The organism is Sorangium sp. So ce426, from assembly GCF_051475585.1.
Classification (GTDB): domain Bacteria; phylum Myxococcota_A; class Polyangia; order Polyangiales; family Polyangiaceae; genus Sorangium; species Sorangium cellulosum_B.
In genome coordinates this window covers 13,124,506-13,143,723 of sequence record NZ_CP150341.1, presented here as the reverse complement: position 1 = coordinate 13,143,723, position 19,218 = coordinate 13,124,506, and the positions used below count along the sequence as shown (strand labels likewise).

Sequence of the window (19,218 nt, the reverse complement as noted above, 5' to 3'; positions counted from 1 at the left end):
CCGCCCTGCGCGACGTCGTGCGGCGCTGCGCGGGGCGGTCCCCGGCGCTCTGCGACGCGGCGCGGGCGCGGCCGGCGGCCCTCGACCCTCGACGCGCGGCGCTGGCCCGCTTATGCGACCTTCCCAAGGAGGGTCTCGCATGAAGGCTGCCGTGCTCGAAGCCGTGAAGAGGATCGCCGTTCGCCATGACGTCGCCCCGCCGCAGATCGGCCCGCGCGACGTCCTCGTCCGCGCGAAGGCGTGCGGCATCTGCGGCACCGACGTGCACATCTGGGAGGGCGATTTCTTCCCGACCTTCCCGCTGATCCCCGGGCACGAGCTCGCCGGCGAGGTGGCGGCCGTGGGCGACGAGGTCGAGGGCCTCCGGCCCGGCGATCGGGTGATGGTCGACCCGACGGTGACCTGCGAAGAGTGCCACTTCTGCATGATCAACCGGCAGAACCACTGCCTGAAGTGGAACGCGGTCGGCGTGACGCGCGACGGCGGCTTCGCCGAGCTCGTCCGGGTCCCCGCGAAGAACTGTTATCGCTTCGAGCGCGTCTCGTTCAGCGAGGCCGCCTTCTGCGAGCCGCTCGCGTGCGTCGTCTTCGGGCAGGATCGCGCGCGCATCGAGATCGGCTCGGAGGTCCTCGTCCTCGGCGCCGGCCCGATCGGCCAGCTCCACCTCCAGGCGAGCCTCGCGAACGGCGCCGCCGCGGTCACCGTCGTCGACGTCGTCGAGTCGAAGCTCGACCTCGCCCGCCAGCACGGCGCGACCGAGGTGGTGCTCGCCGACAACGCGCTCCAGGCGAAGCTCAAGAAGATCGCGCCCTACGGCTTCGACGTCGTGATCGACGCGACGGGCATCGCCCGGGTGCTCGGCGACTCGGTCCAGTACGTCAAGAACGGCGGCCGGTACCTCGTGTTCGGCGTGTGTGGGCCGCAGGACAAGGTCGAGGTCTCGCCGTTCGAGATCTACCGGCGCGATCTCGAGATCATCGGCAGCTTCGCGATCCGGCGGACGTACGACCGGGCGTTCAAGCTGATGGAGCGCGGCGCGGTCGACGTGAAGAAGCTCCTCTCCGAGGCGATGCCGGTCGAGGAGCTCCCGCGCGGCCTCGAGATGATGAAGAAGGGCACCGCGCCCATGAAGCTCCAGGTCGTGTTCTAGCCGCGCGGCCTGCGCGCTCACAAAGCTTACGTTTTTCTCGATTAGTTAAGAGTCGTTACGAAGATCACCGAAGTAGACGAAACTGCAAAAAGGACGCTTTCCATGGCCATCGTGATCGGAATCGACGTCGGGACCAGCGGCCTCAAGGCCATCGCAGTCGAAACGGAGCGCGGCGCGGCGGTCGCGTCGGCGCACCGCGAATACCCGCTCTCCACGCCGCACGCCGGGTGGGCCGAGCAGGATCCCGAGGACTTCGCCGCGGCGGCGCTGAGCGCCCTCGGCGAGCTCGCCCGCTCCCTCGGCCCGCGCCGCGACGACGTGCGCGCGATCGGGCTGACGGGGCAGATGCACTCGGCGGTCTTGCTGGACGAGGCGCAGGCGGTCATCCGGCCTGCGATCCTGTGGTGCGACACGCGCACCACGGCCGAGTGTGAGGCCATCCGCGCGAACCCGAAGGTCGGCGACGCGGGGCTCGCGCGGCTGGTCGGCAACCGCGCGCTCGAGGGGTTCACGCTGCCGAAGCTGCTCTGGCTGCGGGCGAACGAGCCCGAGGCGTTCGCCCGCGTCCGCGCGGTGCTCATGCCGAAGGATTTCGTCGGCTTGCGGCTGACGGGCGAGCTCGGGACGGACGACAGCGACGCGAGCGGCACGCTGGCGTTCTCGCCCGGGGATCGCTCGTTCAGCGCCGAGCTCCTCTCGGCGGTCGGCGTCCCGCGCGCGGTGTTCCCGCGGTCGGCGCCCTCGAACGCGCCGCTCGGCCAGCTGACGGCCGAGGTCGCGGCCGCGACGGGGCTGCCGGCGGGCATCCCCGTCGTGCGGGGCGCCGCGGACAACGCGGCGGGCGCGGTGGGGCTCGGCATCGTGCGCCCCGGCCGGGCGATGGCGTCGGTCGGCACGAGCGGCGTGATCCTGGCGCACACCGACTCGTGGATCGTGGAGCCCGAGATGCGGCTCCACAGCTTCTGCCACGCGGTCCCGGGCCGCTTCTACCTGATGGGGGTGATGCTCGCCGCCGGCGGCGCGCTCCGCTGGTACCGCGACGTCCTCGGCGACGGGGAGCGCATGGCGGCCGAGCTCCGCAAGGTCGATCCGTACGAGATCATCTCGGACACGGCGTCGACGGCGCGCCCGGGCGCGGGCGGCGTCGTCTTCCTGCCGTACCTGATGGGCGAGCGCACGCCGCACAACGACGCGGCGGCGCGCGGCGCGTTCGTGGGGCTGAGCGCCCGCACGACGAAGGCCGATCTCTCGCGCGCGGTGCTGGAGGGCATCACGTTCGGGCTCGCGGACTCGCTGGACCTGATGCGCGGCGTGGGCCAGACGAGCGGCGCGGCGGCGGTCTCGATCGACGAGATCCGCCTGACCGGCGGCGGGGCGCGGAGCCCGTTCTGGCGCCAGCTGATGGCCGACGTCTTCGAGGCGCCGGTGGCGATCACGACGTCGACCGAGGGTCCGGCCTACGGCGCGGCGCTGCTCGGCGCGGCGGGCGCGGGGCTGTTCTCGTCGGTCGAGGAGGCGGCGGACGCGTTCGTCCATGTCGTGTCGCGGGTCGCGCCGGACGCGGCGCGCTCGGCGCGGTACCGGGAGATCCACGCGGTGTACCGGGGGCTCTACAACGACCTGCGCGGACGGTTCCGGGAGCTCGGGCGGCTGGCGTGATGGGGTGAGGGGAGCCGGGCGGCTACGGTGGGCGTGAGGGCTTGCCGGGTCGCCCGGCGCCCGGAGAGGGGGTTCTCCGCGCGGGGTGGGGGCCCCGCCGAACTCGCCTGAGTCATCCCTCCTCCGGCGGAGCCGGAGGAGGGATGACTCAGGCTCAAACATCGGCCCATCCCCCACCCCGCGCGGAGAACCCCCTCTCCGGGCGCCTACCGCTCACTTGACTGAGCCAACAGACAGACCAGAGAGACATCGGCCCATCCCTCACCCCGCGCGGAGAACCCCCGCGCTGGGCGCCTACCTCTCACTTGACGGATCCACTAGACAGGCTGGCACTTGCCTCCCCAGCACAAGCTTGCCGGCGTCCTCGCGAGGAGGGTGACGCGCCGAGCCTACGCCGCCCGCACCCAGCCCCGCGCCGTCTCCTCGAAATGCTCCGCCCTCGCGATCTCGAAGACGCTGCTGTCCGGCAGCCAGAGGTTCCGCTCGATATCGATCCTCCGCCCATCGACGCGGATCACGTTGAACGCGTTCCGCTCCCCGCGCCCCCGCGTCGAGGTGGCCGTGCCGGCCTGGATGATGAGCGAGGAGTGGCCGCCGACCTCGAAGCGCTCCGCGGAGTGCCCCGTGTGGCTCATGTGCAGGTGCCCCGACAGGATGACGTCGACGCCGCAGCCCGCGATCGCCGCCATCGCCTGCCTCGCGCGCCCGACGATCCTGTGCGGCGAGTTCTCCGGCAGATCGAACGGGTGGTGCGTGACCACGATCTTCGTGATCCCGGGCCCTAGATCGCACATCCTCGCCTTGATCCCCTCGACCTGCCGCGCGTTGATGCGCCCGTCCTTGATGGTCAGCGAGCGCGCTGTGTTGATGCCCAGGACGGCGATCTCCGCGTCGAGGTGGAACGGCGAGAGGTCGTCCGTGATGTGGCTCCGGTACCTGTCGAGCGGGCGGAAGAACCGGTCGAACAGGTTGTAGAGCGGGACATCGTGGTTGCCAGGCACCACGATCCGCGGCGAGGGCAGCGCGTCGAGGAAGGCGCGCGCCTCGGCGAACTCGGCGTCGCGCGCCCGCTGGGTCAGATCGCCGGAGATCACGACCACGTGCGGCTCGAGCCCCCCTATCCTGTCGATCAGCGGGCGGAGGATGGCCCTGTCGACGCGGCCGAAGTGCAGATCCGACAGGTGCACGAGCGTGCGCACGGCGCCTCATCCCCCCAGCGCGGCGACGCGGCCCGATCGATCCTCCTGCGGTCGCGAGCCCGCGCGGAGCTCGGACGACAGCGGCACGATGACGCGCAGCGCTGCAGGCCGCACACGATAACACAGCGGCGGCGCCATCCTGAGGACCTCGCCGTCCGCGGCCACATGGAGGCGGCGGTGGGGCGCCTCCACCCGGAGCTCCGTCGTTCGCAGGATACTGAAATCGTTCGATTGATGAATGCGCCCGACGACGGCGCTGGCGATGAGCTTGAGCGTGGAGAGGCGGCTCTCCGCGTGCGCCACGCAGACGCCGAGCTCACCCGAGCACGGCGGGCGCTGGCGGCCGATGTCCACGTCGCCAAGCTTGAAATCGTTGTTCGCGACGAACACGAACGGCGTCTCCAGCTCGACCTCCTGCCCATCCAGGACGAGCCGGAGACGGACGCGCTCGTGCCGCCGGATCCCGGAGACGGTCGACAGCGCCAGGGCCATCCACTTGTTGAGCCCACGCCGCTTCCGGAGCGCCTCGCGGGCGCGCACGATGCCCGGATAGATCCCTAACGTCGAGTTGTTCACGAAGACCCGGCCGTTGACCTCGCCGACATCGACCCGGACGCGCCGCCCCTCGACGAGCGTGCGCACGGCGCCCTCGAGGGACAGCGGAACCCCGAGGTGCTTGGCGAAATGGTTCACCGTGCCGAGCGGAAGAACACCCATCGTCTTGTCCGTGCCGGCGATCGCGGCAGCGACGGTGTTCACCGTCCCGTCGCCGCCGCCGGCCACGACGAGCTCGCAAGGCCCCCGCGCCACACGGCGGGCGAGCTCCCCGAGCTGCTGCCCCTTCTCGGCGCACAGCACCTCCGCGGCGAGGCCGCTCTCTTTCAGGAGCTCCCCGAGCCGCGCGCGCTGCGCCGCGGCGCGGTTCGACCGGGAGGAGCCGTTCAGGAGGACCGCCATGGATCGATGCTTCACCGTCGCGCTCCCGGCATGGGGCAAGGGCCCATGCCCACCCGACAGCGAGAAAGCAGATCGCGCGCCACCGCCCCGCGGCGAGCGGCCGCGACGCTCCGGCTCCGTCAGGCGGCGCGGAGCGTGGCGGATTGCCACGCTCGCCTCGGGCCGCGCGCCCATGCCAGAGCCCGCGCTCCTCAGCGCATGCCGAGCCCGCCGTCGGTCTCCATCCGAGGCCAGGTGAAGAAGAACGTGGCGCCGGCGCCCTGCTCGGACTCGACCCACACACGCCCCCCCTTGCTGAGCACGATCTTCTGGACGATCGCGAGCCCGATGCCCGTCCCCTCGATGTTGTCGCGCGCGTTCAGGGTCTGGAAGATCTCCCATACCTTCCCGTGGTATCGCGGGTCGATCCCGGGTCCGTTGTCCTTCACCGAGAACTCCCAGTGATCGCCCTGCGCCCGCCCCCGCACATCGACGCGCGCGTCGGGGCGCTCGGCATACTTCAGCGCATTGCCGATCAGGTTCAGGAACACCTGCTCCAGCGGGATCCGCTCGGCGAGGAGCGTCGGCATGCCCATCGCGACCTCGATCGACGCGCCCGCAGGGACCGTGAGCAGGGCGACGACGTCCTCGAGGAGCCTCTGGACGTCCACGATCTCGGGCTTGTCGCGGAGGCGTCCAGCGCGCGAGTAGCGCAGGATCCCGTCGATGAGCGCCTCCAGCCGGACCACGCGCGAGCGGAGGAGCTCCATGTACCGGCGCGTCTCCGGCGTCGCCTTGTCCACGAGATCGTCCTCGATCCACTGCGAGAGGTTCGCGATGGCGCGGAGCGGCGCCTTCAGGTCGTGGCTCGCCACGTAGGCGAAGCGGTCGAGCTCGTTGTTGCTCCGCTCGAGCGCCTGGATGAGCTGCTGCGCCTTCCGGAACAGGTGCGCGTTATCCATCGCGATGGCGGCCTGAGCCGCGAGGCCGACCACCAGCTTCTCCGCCCGCTCGGTGAAGACACCCCGCTCGGAGTGCCCGAAGAACAGCCCGCCGATGACATGCCCCGAACGGGAGACCACCGGCACGGCAAGGTAGCTGACGACAGGCAAGTGGCCCTTCGGCATCCCGCGGTAAGGGGCGTTGTTCCCGTAGCGCGGGTCCTTCGTGACATCATCGAGCCGCACCACGCCCTCTCCGTTGAAGGTCGGCGCGAACACGTCCGTATTACGGGGCATCGCGAACCCGGAGAAGTGCTCTCGGGGCACGCCAGAGATGGTGTAGAGCATGTAGCTCTTCCCCTCGGCGTTCGTGACATTGTAAAAGAACGCGCCGAACTGGGCGCCGCTCAGGCGGGTGGCCGCGTCGGTCACCGCCTGCACGAGCTTCTCCAGATCCAGCTCGGCGGCGAGCTGCTTGCCGGCGCGATTGAGCAGCTCGAGCGTCTCCCCTTCTTCCTGGAGCCTGTCCTCCGTCTGCTTGCGCTCGGTGATGTCGAGGACGATCGTCCCCACACCCATGACGGGCCCGCCGTTCGCCCGCACAGGCGCGTAATTGACCAGCCAGGAGCGCGGTCGCTCCGACGCCCGCGTCGTCCCCGTCACCTCGGCGGTGAACGCCTCGCCCGTCTCCAGGACGCGCCGGAGATTGGCGACGATCGCGTCGCTCATCTCCGGGAGAAGCTCGGGGATCGTCCTGCCGAGGTGCGCCTCGATGGGGATCCCGTTGATGTCCGCCAGCGCCTGGTTGAGCCGCACCACGCGGAGATCGCGGTCGATCACCGCCAACCCCGCGGTCGTGGCCTGGAAGAAGGCGTCGACCAGCGCGCGGTCCGCGGGGGACTCGTGCGGCGCAAGGCGCTCCTGTTCGAGCCGCGCAGCCCCCGCCTCGCCGCGCTGCGGGGGCGCCGCAGCGGGCTCTGCCGCCGCGGGCGAGGCCGCTTCGGAGAGCTCCGCAATTTCTTGACGCGAATCCGTGTTCTCCATGGACCTCGTGGACACAGGCTGTCCCCACGACCTTAGCGCTCGAGCGCAAACACGACATCCGCCGTCGGTCGCCGTCGGTCACCGTCTGTCACCGTCTGTCACCGTCTGTCACCGTCGGATACCAGGCCGTTCCCCGGCGCCAGCGCTGCGATGCGGGCTCAGCAGCCAAACACGGCCGGTCGCCGCGCACGACCGCATCCCCCTGCGCGCCGGCGACCGCCGGCTACCCGCCAGCGACGACTGGCCGGGCGAGACGGAAGCCCACGGCGCTGAAGCGATCCTCCGGGCGCGCGGCAAAGCGACCTGCCGCGCGGCACACCGCGGGGGGCCCGGAGCTCCACGCACCCCCGCGGATCGAGCGGAGCCCCGGAGCCGCCGCGTCCGCTGGCTTGAGGCGCGCGATGCGGTCGACCACCGTGGGGCCGTCGGGCATCCACAGCTCGGCGCACCAGTCGCGGATGTTGCCCGCGAGGCCCCGGGCGCCGTGGGGGCCCTCGTCCGTCGGATGGTCGTCCACCGGCGCCGGGCTCGCGGGGCCGGGGCGGCCGCCCACCATGCAAGCCCACGTCGGCTCGGGCTCGTCTCCCCAGGGGAAGAAGCGCCCGTCGACGCCGCGCGCGGCCTTCTCGCGCTCGAGCTCGCCGACGAGGCGCCACGGCGCGCCGGTGCGCGCCTCCAGCCAGGACGCGTAGGCGACGGCGCTGCGCCAGTCCACCGAGGCGACCGGGTGCCGCGCCTGCTCCGCGCGCGCCTGCGGGCCGAGCGCGAAGCGCCCGTCCCCGTCGCGCGCGAACAGCGGGATGTCCACGTTGCCGGCAATCGCGCGGGCCGCGCGCGGGCACGCCGCCGCGGCCTCCGCCTCGCGCCCGCGCGCGAGCAGGTCGTTCAGGAAGGCGAGGTACTCGGCCTGCGTCACCGGGTGCCGCCGCACAACGAAGCCGTCGACCCAGATCCGGCACGCCGGCAAGCCGTCGCCGGCCTGCGGGTCTCCGCCGGCCGAGAAGAAGCCCGCCGGCACGTAGACGTCGTCTTCGCCGAGCGCCTCCGAGGGCAGGAGGGGCACGACGAACGGCTCCGCGCCGCCCGGACGCACGCCGTCCCAGTGCTCGCCGCGGCCGATCTTCACGGGGTACAACGCCTCGCGGTACCCGGGCGCGCGGATCGAGAGCAGGTAGCTGCCGCGCGCGAGCGGGACCTCGCAGAGCGGCGTGTGACCGAGGAGGCCCTGGGGCTCGGCGCGAAGCCGGCGCCCCTGCTCGACGTAGCGGAGCAGCCAGACCTGCGCTCCCTCGGGGTCGGTCCGCAGCGAGAGGGCCCCGGTGCCGCGGAGCAAGACCGCGTGCCGCTCGCGCGCGTGCGCCCTGAGGAACGCCTCGGCGCGCGCCGCGGCCTCGGCGTCGCGGGCCTCCTCGGCGGCCCGCAGATCGGCCAGGTGGGCGTCGGCGAGCGCCGCGTGCGCTTCGTCGAAGTCCGGGGCCTCGTTGAGCGCGGCGCGGAGCTTCTGGTGCCAGGTCGCCTCGTCCAGGGCCGCGGCGCGGTCGAGCGCGCGCGCCTCGTCCTGGAGCGCCCAGCCCTGCGCCTTCTCGGCGGCGGGCGCGAACGAGTCGAGGCGCCCGAGCACCGCCTTCGCCTCGGCCCGGAGGGCCCGGGCGCGCGCGCGCAGGCCCTCGATCTGCGGCGCCAGCGCGCGCGACTCCTCGACGAGAGCGCGCGCCCGCTCGCGGCGGCGGGCGCCGTCGAGGAAGCCGCGGATCTCCGCGGCGAGCACCTCGGCGCTCGCGTAACGCGAAGACGGCTCGCGCGCCATCGCCCGCTCGCAGATCGCGATGAGATCCCGAGGGATCTGGTCGGGGCACCGGACGGCGAGCCGCTCGGGCGGCCGCTGGACCACCTGCGCCAGCACGGCCAGCGCCGTCCCCCGGAACGGCGGCTCGCCGCAGAGGAGCTCGTACAGGACGGCCCCGAGGGCGTACACGTCGCTGGTGGGCCCGAGCTGCTCGGCCTCGCCGCGCGCCTGCTCCGGGGGCATGTAGACCGGCGTCCCCAGGACCAGGCCCACGTGCGTGTGGTGGCCGCTGTCCGGCAGCGCGTCCGCCAGCGCGCCGCGCGCGGTCGCGCGGGCGATGCCCCAGTCCATCACGAGGACCTCGCCGAACTCGCCGATCATGACGTTGTCCGGCTTGAGATCGCGGTGGAGGACGCCCTGGCCGTGCGCGTACGCGACCGCCTCGCAGACGCGGACGAAGACGTCGAGCACGCGGCGCAGCGCCTCGGGCGAGGGGCCCGCCTCGCCCGAGGCGTGGAGCGCGCGGATCAGCGCGCTCAGCGTGCGGCCGCGGACCTCCTTCATCGTGAACCAGAGCTGGCCGTTCGGGAGCATCCCGCAGTCGTGGACAGGGACGATCCCTGGGTGCTGAAGGCACGCCGTGAGGCGCGCCTCGTCGAGGAAGCGCGCCCGGCCATCCGCGTCGTCCTGCCCCTCGACGCGCAGCAGCTTCATGGCGAGCACGCGGCCCATCACGCGATCGCGCACGCGCCGCACCTCGCCCATGCCCCCGCGGCCGATGAGCCCGAGATCGTCGTAACGGTCCCAGGGCCACGCCGCGACAGGCGCGTGGACGGCCGGAGGCGCGGCGCTCGGGCGGCGCTCGGCCGCCGCCGATGCGTCCCCGGTCAGCCCGGGCGCGTCCCCGGCCGCCGCCGGCGCCGGCGCCTCCCCGCCGGGGCCCGGCGCGCCTCTCGGCGCCGCCGGCGCGTCCCGGACCACGGTCGCCGGCAGCTCCTCCGTGAGGCTGCGCGCGGCGTGCTCGGCGAGCGCCCGCTGGATCTCCGCGCATGCCGAGGGAGACAGGTGCAGCTCACCCGCCAGCTTCCTGAGGAGTGCCGCGGGATCGCTCATGGGGGGCTCGCCTTCGACGCCGTTGATGTGGTCGGCGGCAGCATCTTACGCTGCATCCATGGCGGTCTTGAAGCATGAAGCCCACGGCGTTCGCGTGACGCTCCCGGCGCGCGCGCGGGTCGGCCGGGCGCGCGACTGCGCCGTGCGCCTCCGGGACCGCTGCGCCTCCGGCGAGCACGCCGTCCTGTTCTGGGACGGGGCGCGCTGGTGGATCCGCGACCTCGGCAGCACGAACGGCACGCACGTCGGCGGCCGGCGGCTCACGTCCGCCGAGCGGCTCGCGCTCGACGCGGGGACGGAGCTCGTGTTCGGCGGCGACGCCGAGCGCTGGACCGTGGAGGAGGCCGGCGCGCCCGTCACGAGCGCGCGGGCCGAGCTCACCGGCGAGGTGCGCCCCGCGGAGGAGGGCCTGCTCGCGCTGCCGGACGCCGCCGACCCCCGGGTGACGCTCTTCGAGGATCAGCACGGCGTCTGGCAGATCGAGATCGACGGGAGCACGCGCCCGGCCGTGGATCAGGAGCGCATCGAGGCCGGCGGCGCCTGGGTCCTGCGCGTCCCGCCGCAGGCGCTCGACGCCGCCGTGCCGACGACCGCGTCGAGCGCGGCGAGCCCCAAGCTCCTCGGCCTCACCGTCCTGCGCTTCGAGGTGAGCCACGACGAGGAGCACATCGCCGTCGCCCTGGTGCAGGGGGAAAAGGTCATCCAGCTCGCCGCGCGCGCCCACCACGAGCTGCTCCTCATGCTGGCGCGCTCCCGGCTGCGCGACAGGGAGACCGGGCTGCCCCCGGCCGAGCGCGGGTGGCGCTACGTCGATGACCTGCTCGGCAAGCTGCGGCTCGACCTCCATCACCTCAACGTCAACGTCTTCCGCGCCCGCCAGCAGCTCGCCCGCGCGGGCGTGCTCGACGCCGGCTCGCTCGTCGAGCGCCGGACGACGTCGCGGCAGATCCGGCTCGGCACCGAGGCGGTCGAGGTGGTCCGGTACTGAACATCGGGCCGCGGACGGAGCGCGCCCGCCCTCGCGCGTGACCGCCTGTCATCGACGCCGCGGCCGGGAGGATCCAGGTTTCCTCTCGTCGACGCCGGGTGAGGCCGCGCGGGTCGCGCGTCGTGAACACACACGCGCGACCGCGCCGCCGCCGGAGCGCGGGCTGGACAGGGCCTGCGCGCTGCGATCGACGCTGTCGTGATCGTCATCCCAGGAGAGAGCGCAACCATGAGCAACGATGCAGACTCAACGTTCGGTGCGCCCGCCGCCGGCGCTTCCATCTCGACGCGTAGCCCGGCAAAGGCCAAACCGAGCTCCGGTGTGACCGACCAGATCCCGCCGGACGTGAGGCTCAGGATCTTCTCGAACGCGGATCTCGTCCGGATCGTGACCCTCGGGGTCAACGGTGTTTCCAATGGCCAGCTCACCTTCCAGGCGCAGACGGAGTACTGGCGGTGGGCGAGCACGCTCACCTTCTCGAACACATTGACCTTCACGTCCGAGGTGATCCCGAGCTTCACGGCGCCGGCGCTCGACGCGTTCCTGGACGTCGTGAGCCCGAGCAACCAGTTCACGGCCCCCCGGAACACGACGCAGGGCGACTGGACGCAGGGGATGCGCACCGTCCCGGGGACCCGCACCGGGTACCTTTACCGGCTGCCGAGCCCCGACGACAGCCAGGTGAAGATGGGCGTCCTGTTCGAGCAGGACATCCAGACATCGGCCCTGATAGCGGCCGCCTGGTACGTGAAGACGCAGGCGCCGAGCAACGGCCTCGCGTTCAACAAGAAGATCTTCACGAGGACGCTGACCCGGGTGGCCGGGGCGAACCCGAACGCCATCGAGGTGGGCACCTGGTATTATCTCCTGATGGGCACGCCCTGACCTAGAGCGACAAACGGGTTGAAACCGCCAGAAGAGAGCAGAATTCGAACCGCCAAGGCGCCAACGACGCCAAGAGAATCACAATAATCTTGGCGTCTTATGGCGCCTTGGCGGTTCACTTCTCGCTCGATCAACGTGATCGGTCTTCTAGGGGGCGAGAGCGGCGCGGCGGGGTCGCCTCCGGGCCCTCTCGAACGCGCGCGCCGCCTCAGAGGAGCGGGGCAGAGCGCCGCTCCGGCTCGCGAAGGGGGATATGCAGCTCGCGCTGGGGGATCGGGACGACGATCCCCTCCGCGTCGAGCCGCTCCTTGAAGTGACGCGTGAGCTCGAGCCGCGCCGGGAAGAAGTCGGCGGGGAGGGTCCAGGCGCGGACGAGCAGGTTGACCTTCCTGTCCGCGAGCTCGACGACATCGACCGACGGCGCCGGCTCCGGCAGCACGCGCGGCTCGCTCGAGAGGACGTCCCGCAGCGTGGCGAGGGCGTGAGCGATGTCGGCGGTGGCGCTGACGCCGATCGTGAGGTCCATGCGCCGGCGCTGCGCCCGGGTGAAGTTCTGGATCTTGGCGGACCGGACCTTGGAGTTCGGCAGCGTGATCGGGACGCCATCGAAGCTCGTCAGCTTGGTCTGGAACACGTCGATGGCGTCGACGACGCCGGAGGTCCCGTCGGCCTCGATCGCGTCGCCGACATCGAACGGACGGAGCACGAGCAAGACCAGCCCGGCGGCCACGTCCGACAGCGTGTCCTTGAGGGCGAGGCCGACGGTCAGACCCGCGGCGCCGAGCACGGCGAACAGGCTCTTCGTGTCCACGCCGAAGCGCTCGAGCACGGCCATGGCGGTGACCGTCAAGAGGGTGAGCCGACTTGCGCTGGCCAGCAGGGGGATGAGGGTCGCGTCGACCTGCGTCCATTTCTTGCCGAGCGACCGCACGCTCCGCGCGGCCCAGGCGGCGGCCGTCCACCCGACGACCGCGATGAACAGCGCGCCCGAGACGCCGGGCCCGTGGCTCTCCAGGAGCTCGATCGGCGTGCCCCACGTCGGAATCCCCTGCTCCACCTGCGCATCCTCCTCGGCTTCGACGCAGCGCGCGACGCCGCGCGCGGCCCAGCGCCGGGGTGTCTCCGCGCGCGGCCGGCGGGAGTCAACCCGCGAACGTGACGAGGCGGCGGAGCCGCTGCGCCGCGAGCTCCACGCCGTTCACGAGGCCCCGGAGGAGGTGGGCGGTGAGGTCGTCCTTCGCCGCCCGCGTGGCGCGCATCGGGCGCGCCGCGAACCACGCGAGCTCGCCGGCGACCGCCTCGACCAGAGGCCTGCGCATCGACAGCCAGCGCGCGCACCACGCGGCGAGGGGCGTGTCGCCCTCCACGGTCGCGACGTACTGGAGCAGCTCGACGAGGTCGACGCCGTGCCGCATCCCGAGGAGCGTGCCGCGGTAGGACCTCTCGGTGCTGAGCAGGTGATCGGCGAGGTGATCGCGCAAGGCCGAGAAGGCCTCACCCACCATGCTGCCGCCCGCGCTGATGGGCAGCCCGCGCTCGCGGAGGAGCGGGCGGACCTCCGACAGCGCGGCCTCCGCGTGGGTCGAGACCGCCCGCATGGCGCGCGCCGGCGGCACATCGCCGAGGCGCTCCGCCTCGATCCGCGGGTGGATCATCGCCGAGCGCTCCGTCTGAAACAGCTCCCGGACAAGGGTCGTGAGGAACGCGCGCCCCCTCCGGCTCTCTACCTGCGGCCCGGACTCGTCGCCCAGCAGGCCGTCCTCGCCATTCGTCGCTCCGTTGCTCCGAAGTTCGTGCATGGTCGCCCCCTCTCCTCTTCTCGCCGGGGCGTCAGGACCCGCTCGCGGCGCGCCGCGCTCCGGTCCTCGCCCCCGAGCTCGTCTTGCGCGAGGCCCCCGCACCGCCGCGGCGGGCCGTGCCCTGCGCGGCGCGGGAGCGGCCGCTGGTCGACGTGGCCGAGGAGCTGCGCGAGCGAGCGCTGGACGCGGCGCTCTTCTTCGCCCTCGCCGGCGCCTTCTTCGCGGCCGTGGTCCGTCCGGCGCTCGCCGCGGCGTTCCGCTTGCGGGTCGCCGCCGCCTTCTTCGCCGCCGCGCTCCTCGCGGCGGCCGGCCGCGCCTTGGACGCGGCGCCTCCCTTGCGGCCCCCCTTTTTCGCCGGCTCCTTGTTCACTGGCTTGCCCACCCCCGATCCGGACTTCTTCCCCCCGCCGGTCATCTTGTTGACGGTCGCCCAGGCCCGCCGCTCGGCCTCTTCCTCGGGGACCCCGCGCTTCTCGTACCCCTCTTCGATGTGCTCGGCCTGCCGCTTCTGCTTGGTCGTGTAGCTGGATTTGTCGCCTCTAGGCATGGTGCCCTCCTTGCGCCTGCTCCACCTCGCGGGTCGGCAGCTTCGTCGAAAACGCCGGCTCGCCCCGTCGTGAGAGCGTGAGAATCGCGAGATCGTGCGAACGTGTGAACGTGCCGGAACGTGCGAAAACACGCGGAAACGTGCGAAAACGTGCGGCAAAGACAGACCGTGCGTGTGGCCCGGGTCCATCGCGCCGCGACGTCGGTTGCGTCGGTTGCGTCGGTTGCGCCTGTCTCGATGGACGAGCAACGGCTGTGCCGCCGGAGAGCGCGGCGGCAGCCGCTGGCGGCGCGTCCGGGCCGGGCGCCCCGTCACACGCGGTGTCTCCGCTCCGCTAGCTCTACTGCGGGAAGTTGCCCCGGATCAGCAGAAAAACCGCCAAGCCGCCAAGGACGCCAAGGGGAGAGGGGAAAGCTGGCCGTCCGGGCATTCCCCCCTGTTCCCCGGTTTTCTTGGCGTCTTATGGCGTCTTGGCGGTTCGCTTCCCCGGCCGACTTCCCGCAGTAGAGCTAGCTGCCGGGGGATGGGGGCTCGCAGCGTGGCAATCGGCCCCGGATGTCGAGGAACGCCTCGGTCGTACCGCGCGAGGATCGCGGCGCGCCGGAGGCTCAGAGCGACTCGAGGTAGGAGACCAGATCGTCCAGCTGCGCCGAGGTCAGGCCGGAGATGTCGCCGTGACGGTCACCTCCGCACTGCGGATCGAAGCGATCGTGGAGCGTCGCCGCGCAGCCGTCGTGCATGAACGGGGCGCGCCCGGCGATGCCGAGGAGCGAGGGCACCTGCAGCCGCTCGCCCTTGCCCACCTCCTCGTTCCGGTTGTTGGTGAGCATCGGGCCGCCGTGGCATTCCGCGCAGCCCACCTGCTTGTCATGGAAGAGCACCTCGCCCCGCGCCACGGCGGCGCCGTCCTCGGGCGCCGACGTCGGGAAGGCGGGCAGGCTGTCGATGTAACGGGCCATCAGGTCGAGCCGCCGGGCGCCGGGCTGCTGGCCGCCCATGCGGGAAACGAACACCTCCCCCATCAGGCCCGCGAGATCCTGCAGATCGCCGCTCCAGTGGAGGGGCGCCGTCTTCAGGATGCCGCCGCCCAGCGCCTGCGTCCGCCGCAGGCCCACGGGATCGAAGTTCCACGTCCGCCCGTCCTCGTGCCCTTCGGGGTGGCACGACGCGCACGCCACGGCGCTCACGCCGTTCGGCGGGCGGTGGAACATGTCGTGGCCGGTGTCTTTCACGCTCGCGCCCGGAAGCGCGATGGTGCGCCGGCCGACCAGCTCCAGGGCTGCCGGCTCCCGCAGCTGCACGACGATCCCGCCCTGGCCGTCGAAGGCCACGGCGACAGGCTGCCCGCTCAGCGCGTTCGCGGTGACCTCCGGCCTGCAGCCGTTCATCTCGCCGTCGCGCTCCAGGTTGTCGACGGTCGCGCTCACGACGGTGTGTCTGCCGGCCGCCACGATGGCCATCCGCGCGCCGTCGGGCGCGACAGCGATGTCGACAGGCAGCGAGACATTCGGGATCGCTGCCGCGGGCAGCGAGGGGAGCGATGTGTCAGGAACGTCCGCCGGGTCGATCCTGCTGACCGCGGCGTGCACGATGTTCCCGTCGCAGTCGGCAGACTGGTAATAGCCGCCCGGGCTGAGGGTGACCTTCGACGACATCGCGCGCTGGTGCACCATCAGCGCACCTCCGCCGGCGAGCGGCGCCATGCGCCAGGCCACGGACGGCGCATACTCCGAGTTGGCGAACCCGCTTGAGTAGAAGACGGGGAGCGTGCGGCGCGAGAGCACCGCGCCGTCGGGGCCCACGACAAGCGTCTCCGCGGACCTGAAGCGGCTGACGAGGAGCCGGTCGCCCTCGACCACGACGTCGCGCAGGTCGGGGGCGAGGCGGAGCTTCCGGACGGCGGGGCCGCCGGAGGCCGGGAGCGTCACGAGCTCGCCGCCGGCGCAGGCGACGTGGATGGCGTCGAGCGAGGCGTCGTAGGCGACCCCGCGCGGCGCGCGGCAGACCTCTCTGCGCGCGATGACCGACCGCGCCTCGACATCGAGGGTCACCACCGCGCCGGCGCGCCGGAGCGCCACGTGGACCCGGCCGCTCGCGTCCTCGACGAGGCGCCCGGGCTCGTCACCCCGCTCCAGCAGGACGGCCGCCGGCTCGCCGCCCTCGAGATCGACGATCCAGACGCGATCGCGGTCGGCGTCCGCCGCCACCGCCGTGCGACCGTCGCCGGCGACGATCAGCGTTCCGCCGCTGATGGCCGGCGGTGGCACCTCCGTCACCGTGATCTCCTGATCAGGGTCGCCTACAGGGGCCCCGGCCACCGGGGTTGGATCCCCCGGGCCGCACGCCGTGAGAGCTGACGAGAAAACGCCCGTGGACAAGAGCCCTGCCACGACAAGAGAACGAGAAAGGCGCAGACGCATGGGTTCCTCCGTTCGCCGCGCGCGCGAGCTTAGCAAGGAGGATTCCAGGCAGATGTCGAGATTTGGACGGCGGCGATCGCAGGGCAGCTGCGCGCGCGGCGCGGCGCCGGCGGACGGCGCGAGAAGGGGTGTTCGCTGGCGAGGTGCGAAGGATGTCGCGCGGCGATGGTCCATCGAGGCGCCGGCGAGGGCGTGACGAAAGGAAGAGGGCCCAGGTTGCAGCCTGAGCCCTCGGTGGATGTTCGGTTCCGATCAGGGCGTTTCTGGCTCAGGCCGGCGCGTCGTCGCCTTCGAGCGGATCCTCCTCGTCCGGCGGCGCTCCGCCGGTGCTGCCATTTCCAGCGCTGCCGCTGCCAGCCGCGCCGCCTCCTCCGCCGGACGCCTCGGCCGCCTTCTTTCTGGTGCTCCGGCTGAAGAGCCGCCGCGTCGCGATGGGTACCAGGCGCGGGATGGTCGGATCCTGCTCGTTCGCGCGCTCGAACACCCGCACGATCTGCTCGAGGAGGATCAGGTTGATGCCGTCGGCCCGGTCGAGATCGCCGCTCGTGACCTTCTGGCCTGCGGGGCGCGCAGCCGCCGTCTTCGCCGCCTGGGTGAGCTCCTGGGCGGTCTCTTCGAGGCGCGCGACGTAGTCCTGGTCGAGCCGCATCAGCTTGGCGCGCACGGCGAGGGGGCCCTTCTTCTGGGCGAGGTAGCGCTTGCCGAGCGCGGCGAGCTGGGTGAGCCCGCGCGCGAGCGCGCCTGGATCTTCCGCGGTGCCGACCGCCTGCGCGAGCTCTGCGCGCGCCTCCTTGCCCGAGCCGGCGACGCCGCGCAGGACCTCGTAGGCCTGGTCGCGCAGGAGCAGCGAGCGCGAGAGCCGCTCCCGCAGCGCCGCGTCCGTCGTGGCGCGCGCCGCGTCCTTCTTCTGCCCGGCGCTCTCGTGCGCCTCGAGCAGCCGCTCCAGCGCGAGCGCCTGATCGACCGCGAGCGCGAGCAGCTCCGGCGAGAAGCCGCGCAGCTTCTCCCGCTTGTCCTTCGACGCGCCCGACCAGCATGCGTGTGCCGTCGCGTAGAGGCGGCGCAGATCGGTCAAGACGCGCGAGGAGGCGATCTGCCGCCCTCGCTCGACGAGCTGGGATTCGGTCGTGCCGTCGAGCAATGCCTCGATGATGCCTGGCTCCGGCTTGCCGAGCCGCTCCGCCAGGGATTCGAGCGTGGGGTCGTTGTCATAGGTCTCTTCGGGAGGAGAGATAGGTTTGGCCATCAGCGCAGGCTACGTGCACAGGAACCGGGATGTCGAGGGGGTCGCCTCGCCCCATGGCGCCTGCGAGCGCCGGCCGAGGCGCGCCCGTGGATGGCGACAGCGCGAGGCACAAGGCGCGAGGGCGACGCGCAGGCGCGCGGCGCGGAACCGTCGGCATCGCGGCGGAGGGCGTCGTCATTCCGGGAGGGGGCCATCGTCATCCGAGGGAGACGTCGTCGTCATCCGCCCTGGAGGCATCGGCATCCGACCAGGACACATCGACATCGGGGATGGGGCCAGTCGGCATACGCCCGGAGGCCATCGGCATCTGGCCGCTATCCTTCGGCATCGGGCGTCGAGCCATCGTCAGCCGGCCCGGGGACGTCGTCATCGAGGCTGGAGCCCATCGTCATCCAGCGGCGAGCTCGTCGTCATCCGAGGTGGAGCCTGTCGCCATCCGGCGGAGATCCGTCGGCGCCCGCTCGCCCGCCGGCGTCGCACTCACCATGAGCCAGACTTGGCCTGCCGCGCCGGGACCCCGAAACGCCTCGCCAGCCGCCGGAAGAGCTCGAAGCTCCTGAAGGTCCCCGCTGGCTTGCCCATGCCGGTAGCACGTCTGAGCGGCCCTCCCGGGGTCAGAAAAGTGAACGGCCCGGTCCATTTTGGTGGGATGATACGCCACCTGCACACGCGCACAGCGCTCGGCGTCCAGGAGAGATGACAACATTGCTCGTTCACGCCCCAAATTCTCATGACAAACGCAACGGCATGGCGATTTCACCCGCCATTGACGCCGAGCAGTTCACGCAACTACCGTCGTGACATGCGTTGCGCTCCACAGTTCCTCTCGATTCTCCTTGCGGTCGGGGCATCGACATGCCTTACGAGCGCAGCGCGCGCCCAGGGTGGCTCATCGACGACAAGGTCGGGAGAGCACGCGACGGTGAAGGACCATGTCCGCCATGGCCAGAGGGCGCGCGCGGCGGGGCAATGGACCGAGGCACACGCCGCCTACGAGGCGGCCTTCGAGGCCGCTGACCCGGAGTCCACCACGGAGCGCGAGCGCGCGGAGATTGCCGGGGAGCTCGGCCTCTGCGAGGTCGCGCTGGGCAAATACCGCGATTGAGGGGGAGGCGAGGTCATGCGTTCTAGATCGATGGGTGGCCGTCGAGAGGTCCTCCGTTCGCTGGCGTCTGTCGCGCTGGGTCTGGCAGGCGCGGCCGGGTCGTGCAGTTCCAGGCGCTTGAGCGCTAGCGCGTCGTCGCCGCTGAGCTCGCAGGCCACCGTCAGGTGCCGCGCTCGCGGGCGGCGTGGCCGCGCGAGCGATGTCGTGCCGCGCCGCGCGTGGCGGTCACAGCGCGCGGTCACCGCTGCCTGCGCGCGGCGCCGCGCTGGGGTGGGCTTGCAGGCGACACGCGCAGCCCGGGGGGGGCCCGGAGCTTCCTCGTAGCCGTCGTGGAGATCCGTGTCGCCGTCCACTTGATGCCGGGTACGCTGCTGAATGGACAGCACAGATACATCGGCCA

Annotated in this window: 13 protein-coding genes and 1 pseudogene; 5 read left to right on the top strand and 9 right to left on the bottom strand. The window is 72.1% G+C overall.

The features are described 5' to 3' along the window. The first annotated feature begins 139 nt into the window (after window positions 1-139). Window positions 140-1,150, top strand: coding sequence for a zinc-dependent alcohol dehydrogenase family protein (locus WMF44_RS49480; RefSeq protein WP_437297019.1), 1,011 nt, complete (start codon window positions 140-142; stop codon window positions 1,148-1,150). A 102-nt stretch (window positions 1,151-1,252) separates the two neighbouring features. Continuing rightward, window positions 1,253-2,809 (top strand): xylulokinase, encoded by a 1,557-nt coding sequence (gene xylB / locus WMF44_RS49475; protein WP_437297018.1) that lies wholly within the window; start codon window positions 1,253-1,255, stop codon window positions 2,807-2,809. A 389-nt stretch (window positions 2,810-3,198) separates the two neighbouring features. Here xylB and WMF44_RS49470 read toward each other — a convergent pair whose 3' ends face one another. The 4 genes from WMF44_RS49470 to WMF44_RS49455 all read right to left on the bottom strand — a co-directional run bounded on the left by WMF44_RS49470 (window position 3,199) and on the right by WMF44_RS49455 (window position 9,828). After that, a complete protein-coding gene (locus tag WMF44_RS49470) occupies window positions 3,199-4,008 on the bottom strand; it encodes a metallophosphoesterase family protein (RefSeq protein WP_437297017.1) in 810 nt (269 codons plus the stop codon). Between the two features lie 6 nt (window positions 4,009-4,014). Next, complete coding sequence (locus WMF44_RS49465) at window positions 4,015-4,980, bottom strand: diacylglycerol/lipid kinase family protein (RefSeq protein ID WP_437297016.1); 966 nt, start codon at window positions 4,978-4,980, stop codon at window positions 4,015-4,017. A gap of 176 nt (window positions 4,981-5,156) precedes the next feature. After that, a complete protein-coding gene (locus WMF44_RS49460; RefSeq protein ID WP_437297015.1) occupies window positions 5,157-6,929 on the bottom strand; it encodes a sensor histidine kinase in 1,773 nt (590 codons plus the stop codon). A gap of 223 nt (window positions 6,930-7,152) precedes the next feature. Further along, entirely contained in the window at window positions 7,153-9,828 is a 2,676-nt protein-coding gene (locus WMF44_RS49455; RefSeq protein ID WP_437297014.1) for a protein kinase domain-containing protein, read from the bottom strand. Window positions 9,829-9,886: 58 nt separating this feature from the next. Here WMF44_RS49455 and WMF44_RS49450 point away from each other — a divergent pair, with 58 nt between their 5' ends. Both WMF44_RS49450 and WMF44_RS49445 read left to right on the top strand, forming a co-directional pair. Then, on the top strand, window positions 9,887-10,816 hold the full coding sequence (locus WMF44_RS49450) for an FHA domain-containing protein (RefSeq protein WP_437297013.1): 930 nt from the start codon (window positions 9,887-9,889) through the stop codon (window positions 10,814-10,816). Window positions 10,817-11,044: 228 nt separating this feature from the next. Beyond that, a complete protein-coding gene (locus tag WMF44_RS49445) occupies window positions 11,045-11,701 on the top strand; it encodes a hypothetical protein (RefSeq protein WP_437297012.1) in 657 nt (218 codons plus the stop codon). Between the two features lie 208 nt (window positions 11,702-11,909). Here WMF44_RS49445 and WMF44_RS49440 read toward each other — a convergent pair whose 3' ends face one another. The 5 genes and pseudogenes from WMF44_RS49440 to WMF44_RS49420 form a co-directional block, all read right to left on the bottom strand. Beyond that, the gene (locus WMF44_RS49440; RefSeq protein WP_437297011.1) at window positions 11,910-12,758 is read right to left on the bottom strand and encodes a mechanosensitive ion channel family protein; all 849 of its coding nucleotides are present in this window, start codon (window positions 12,756-12,758) and stop codon (window positions 11,910-11,912) included. Between the two features lie 85 nt (window positions 12,759-12,843). Then, on the bottom strand, window positions 12,844-13,500 hold the full coding sequence (locus tag WMF44_RS49435) for a hypothetical protein (RefSeq protein ID WP_437297010.1): 657 nt from the start codon (window positions 13,498-13,500) through the stop codon (window positions 12,844-12,846). A 244-nt stretch (window positions 13,501-13,744) separates the two neighbouring features. Beyond that, window positions 13,745-14,047, bottom strand: a pseudogene (locus tag WMF44_RS49430) (hypothetical protein); the annotation flags it as partial. 608 nt (window positions 14,048-14,655) lie between these two features. Next, on the bottom strand, window positions 14,656-16,323 hold the full coding sequence (locus WMF44_RS49425) for a cytochrome-c peroxidase (RefSeq protein WP_437297009.1): 1,668 nt from the start codon (window positions 16,321-16,323) through the stop codon (window positions 14,656-14,658). A gap of 412 nt (window positions 16,324-16,735) precedes the next feature. Then, a complete protein-coding gene (locus WMF44_RS49420) occupies window positions 16,736-17,713 on the bottom strand; it encodes a hypothetical protein (RefSeq protein ID WP_437297008.1) in 978 nt (325 codons plus the stop codon). A 922-nt stretch (window positions 17,714-18,635) separates the two neighbouring features. Here WMF44_RS49420 and WMF44_RS49415 point away from each other — a divergent pair. Then, window positions 18,636-18,818 (top strand): hypothetical protein, encoded by a 183-nt coding sequence (locus WMF44_RS49415; RefSeq protein WP_437297007.1) that lies wholly within the window; start codon window positions 18,636-18,638, stop codon window positions 18,816-18,818. Window positions 18,819-19,218 lie beyond the last annotated feature (400 nt).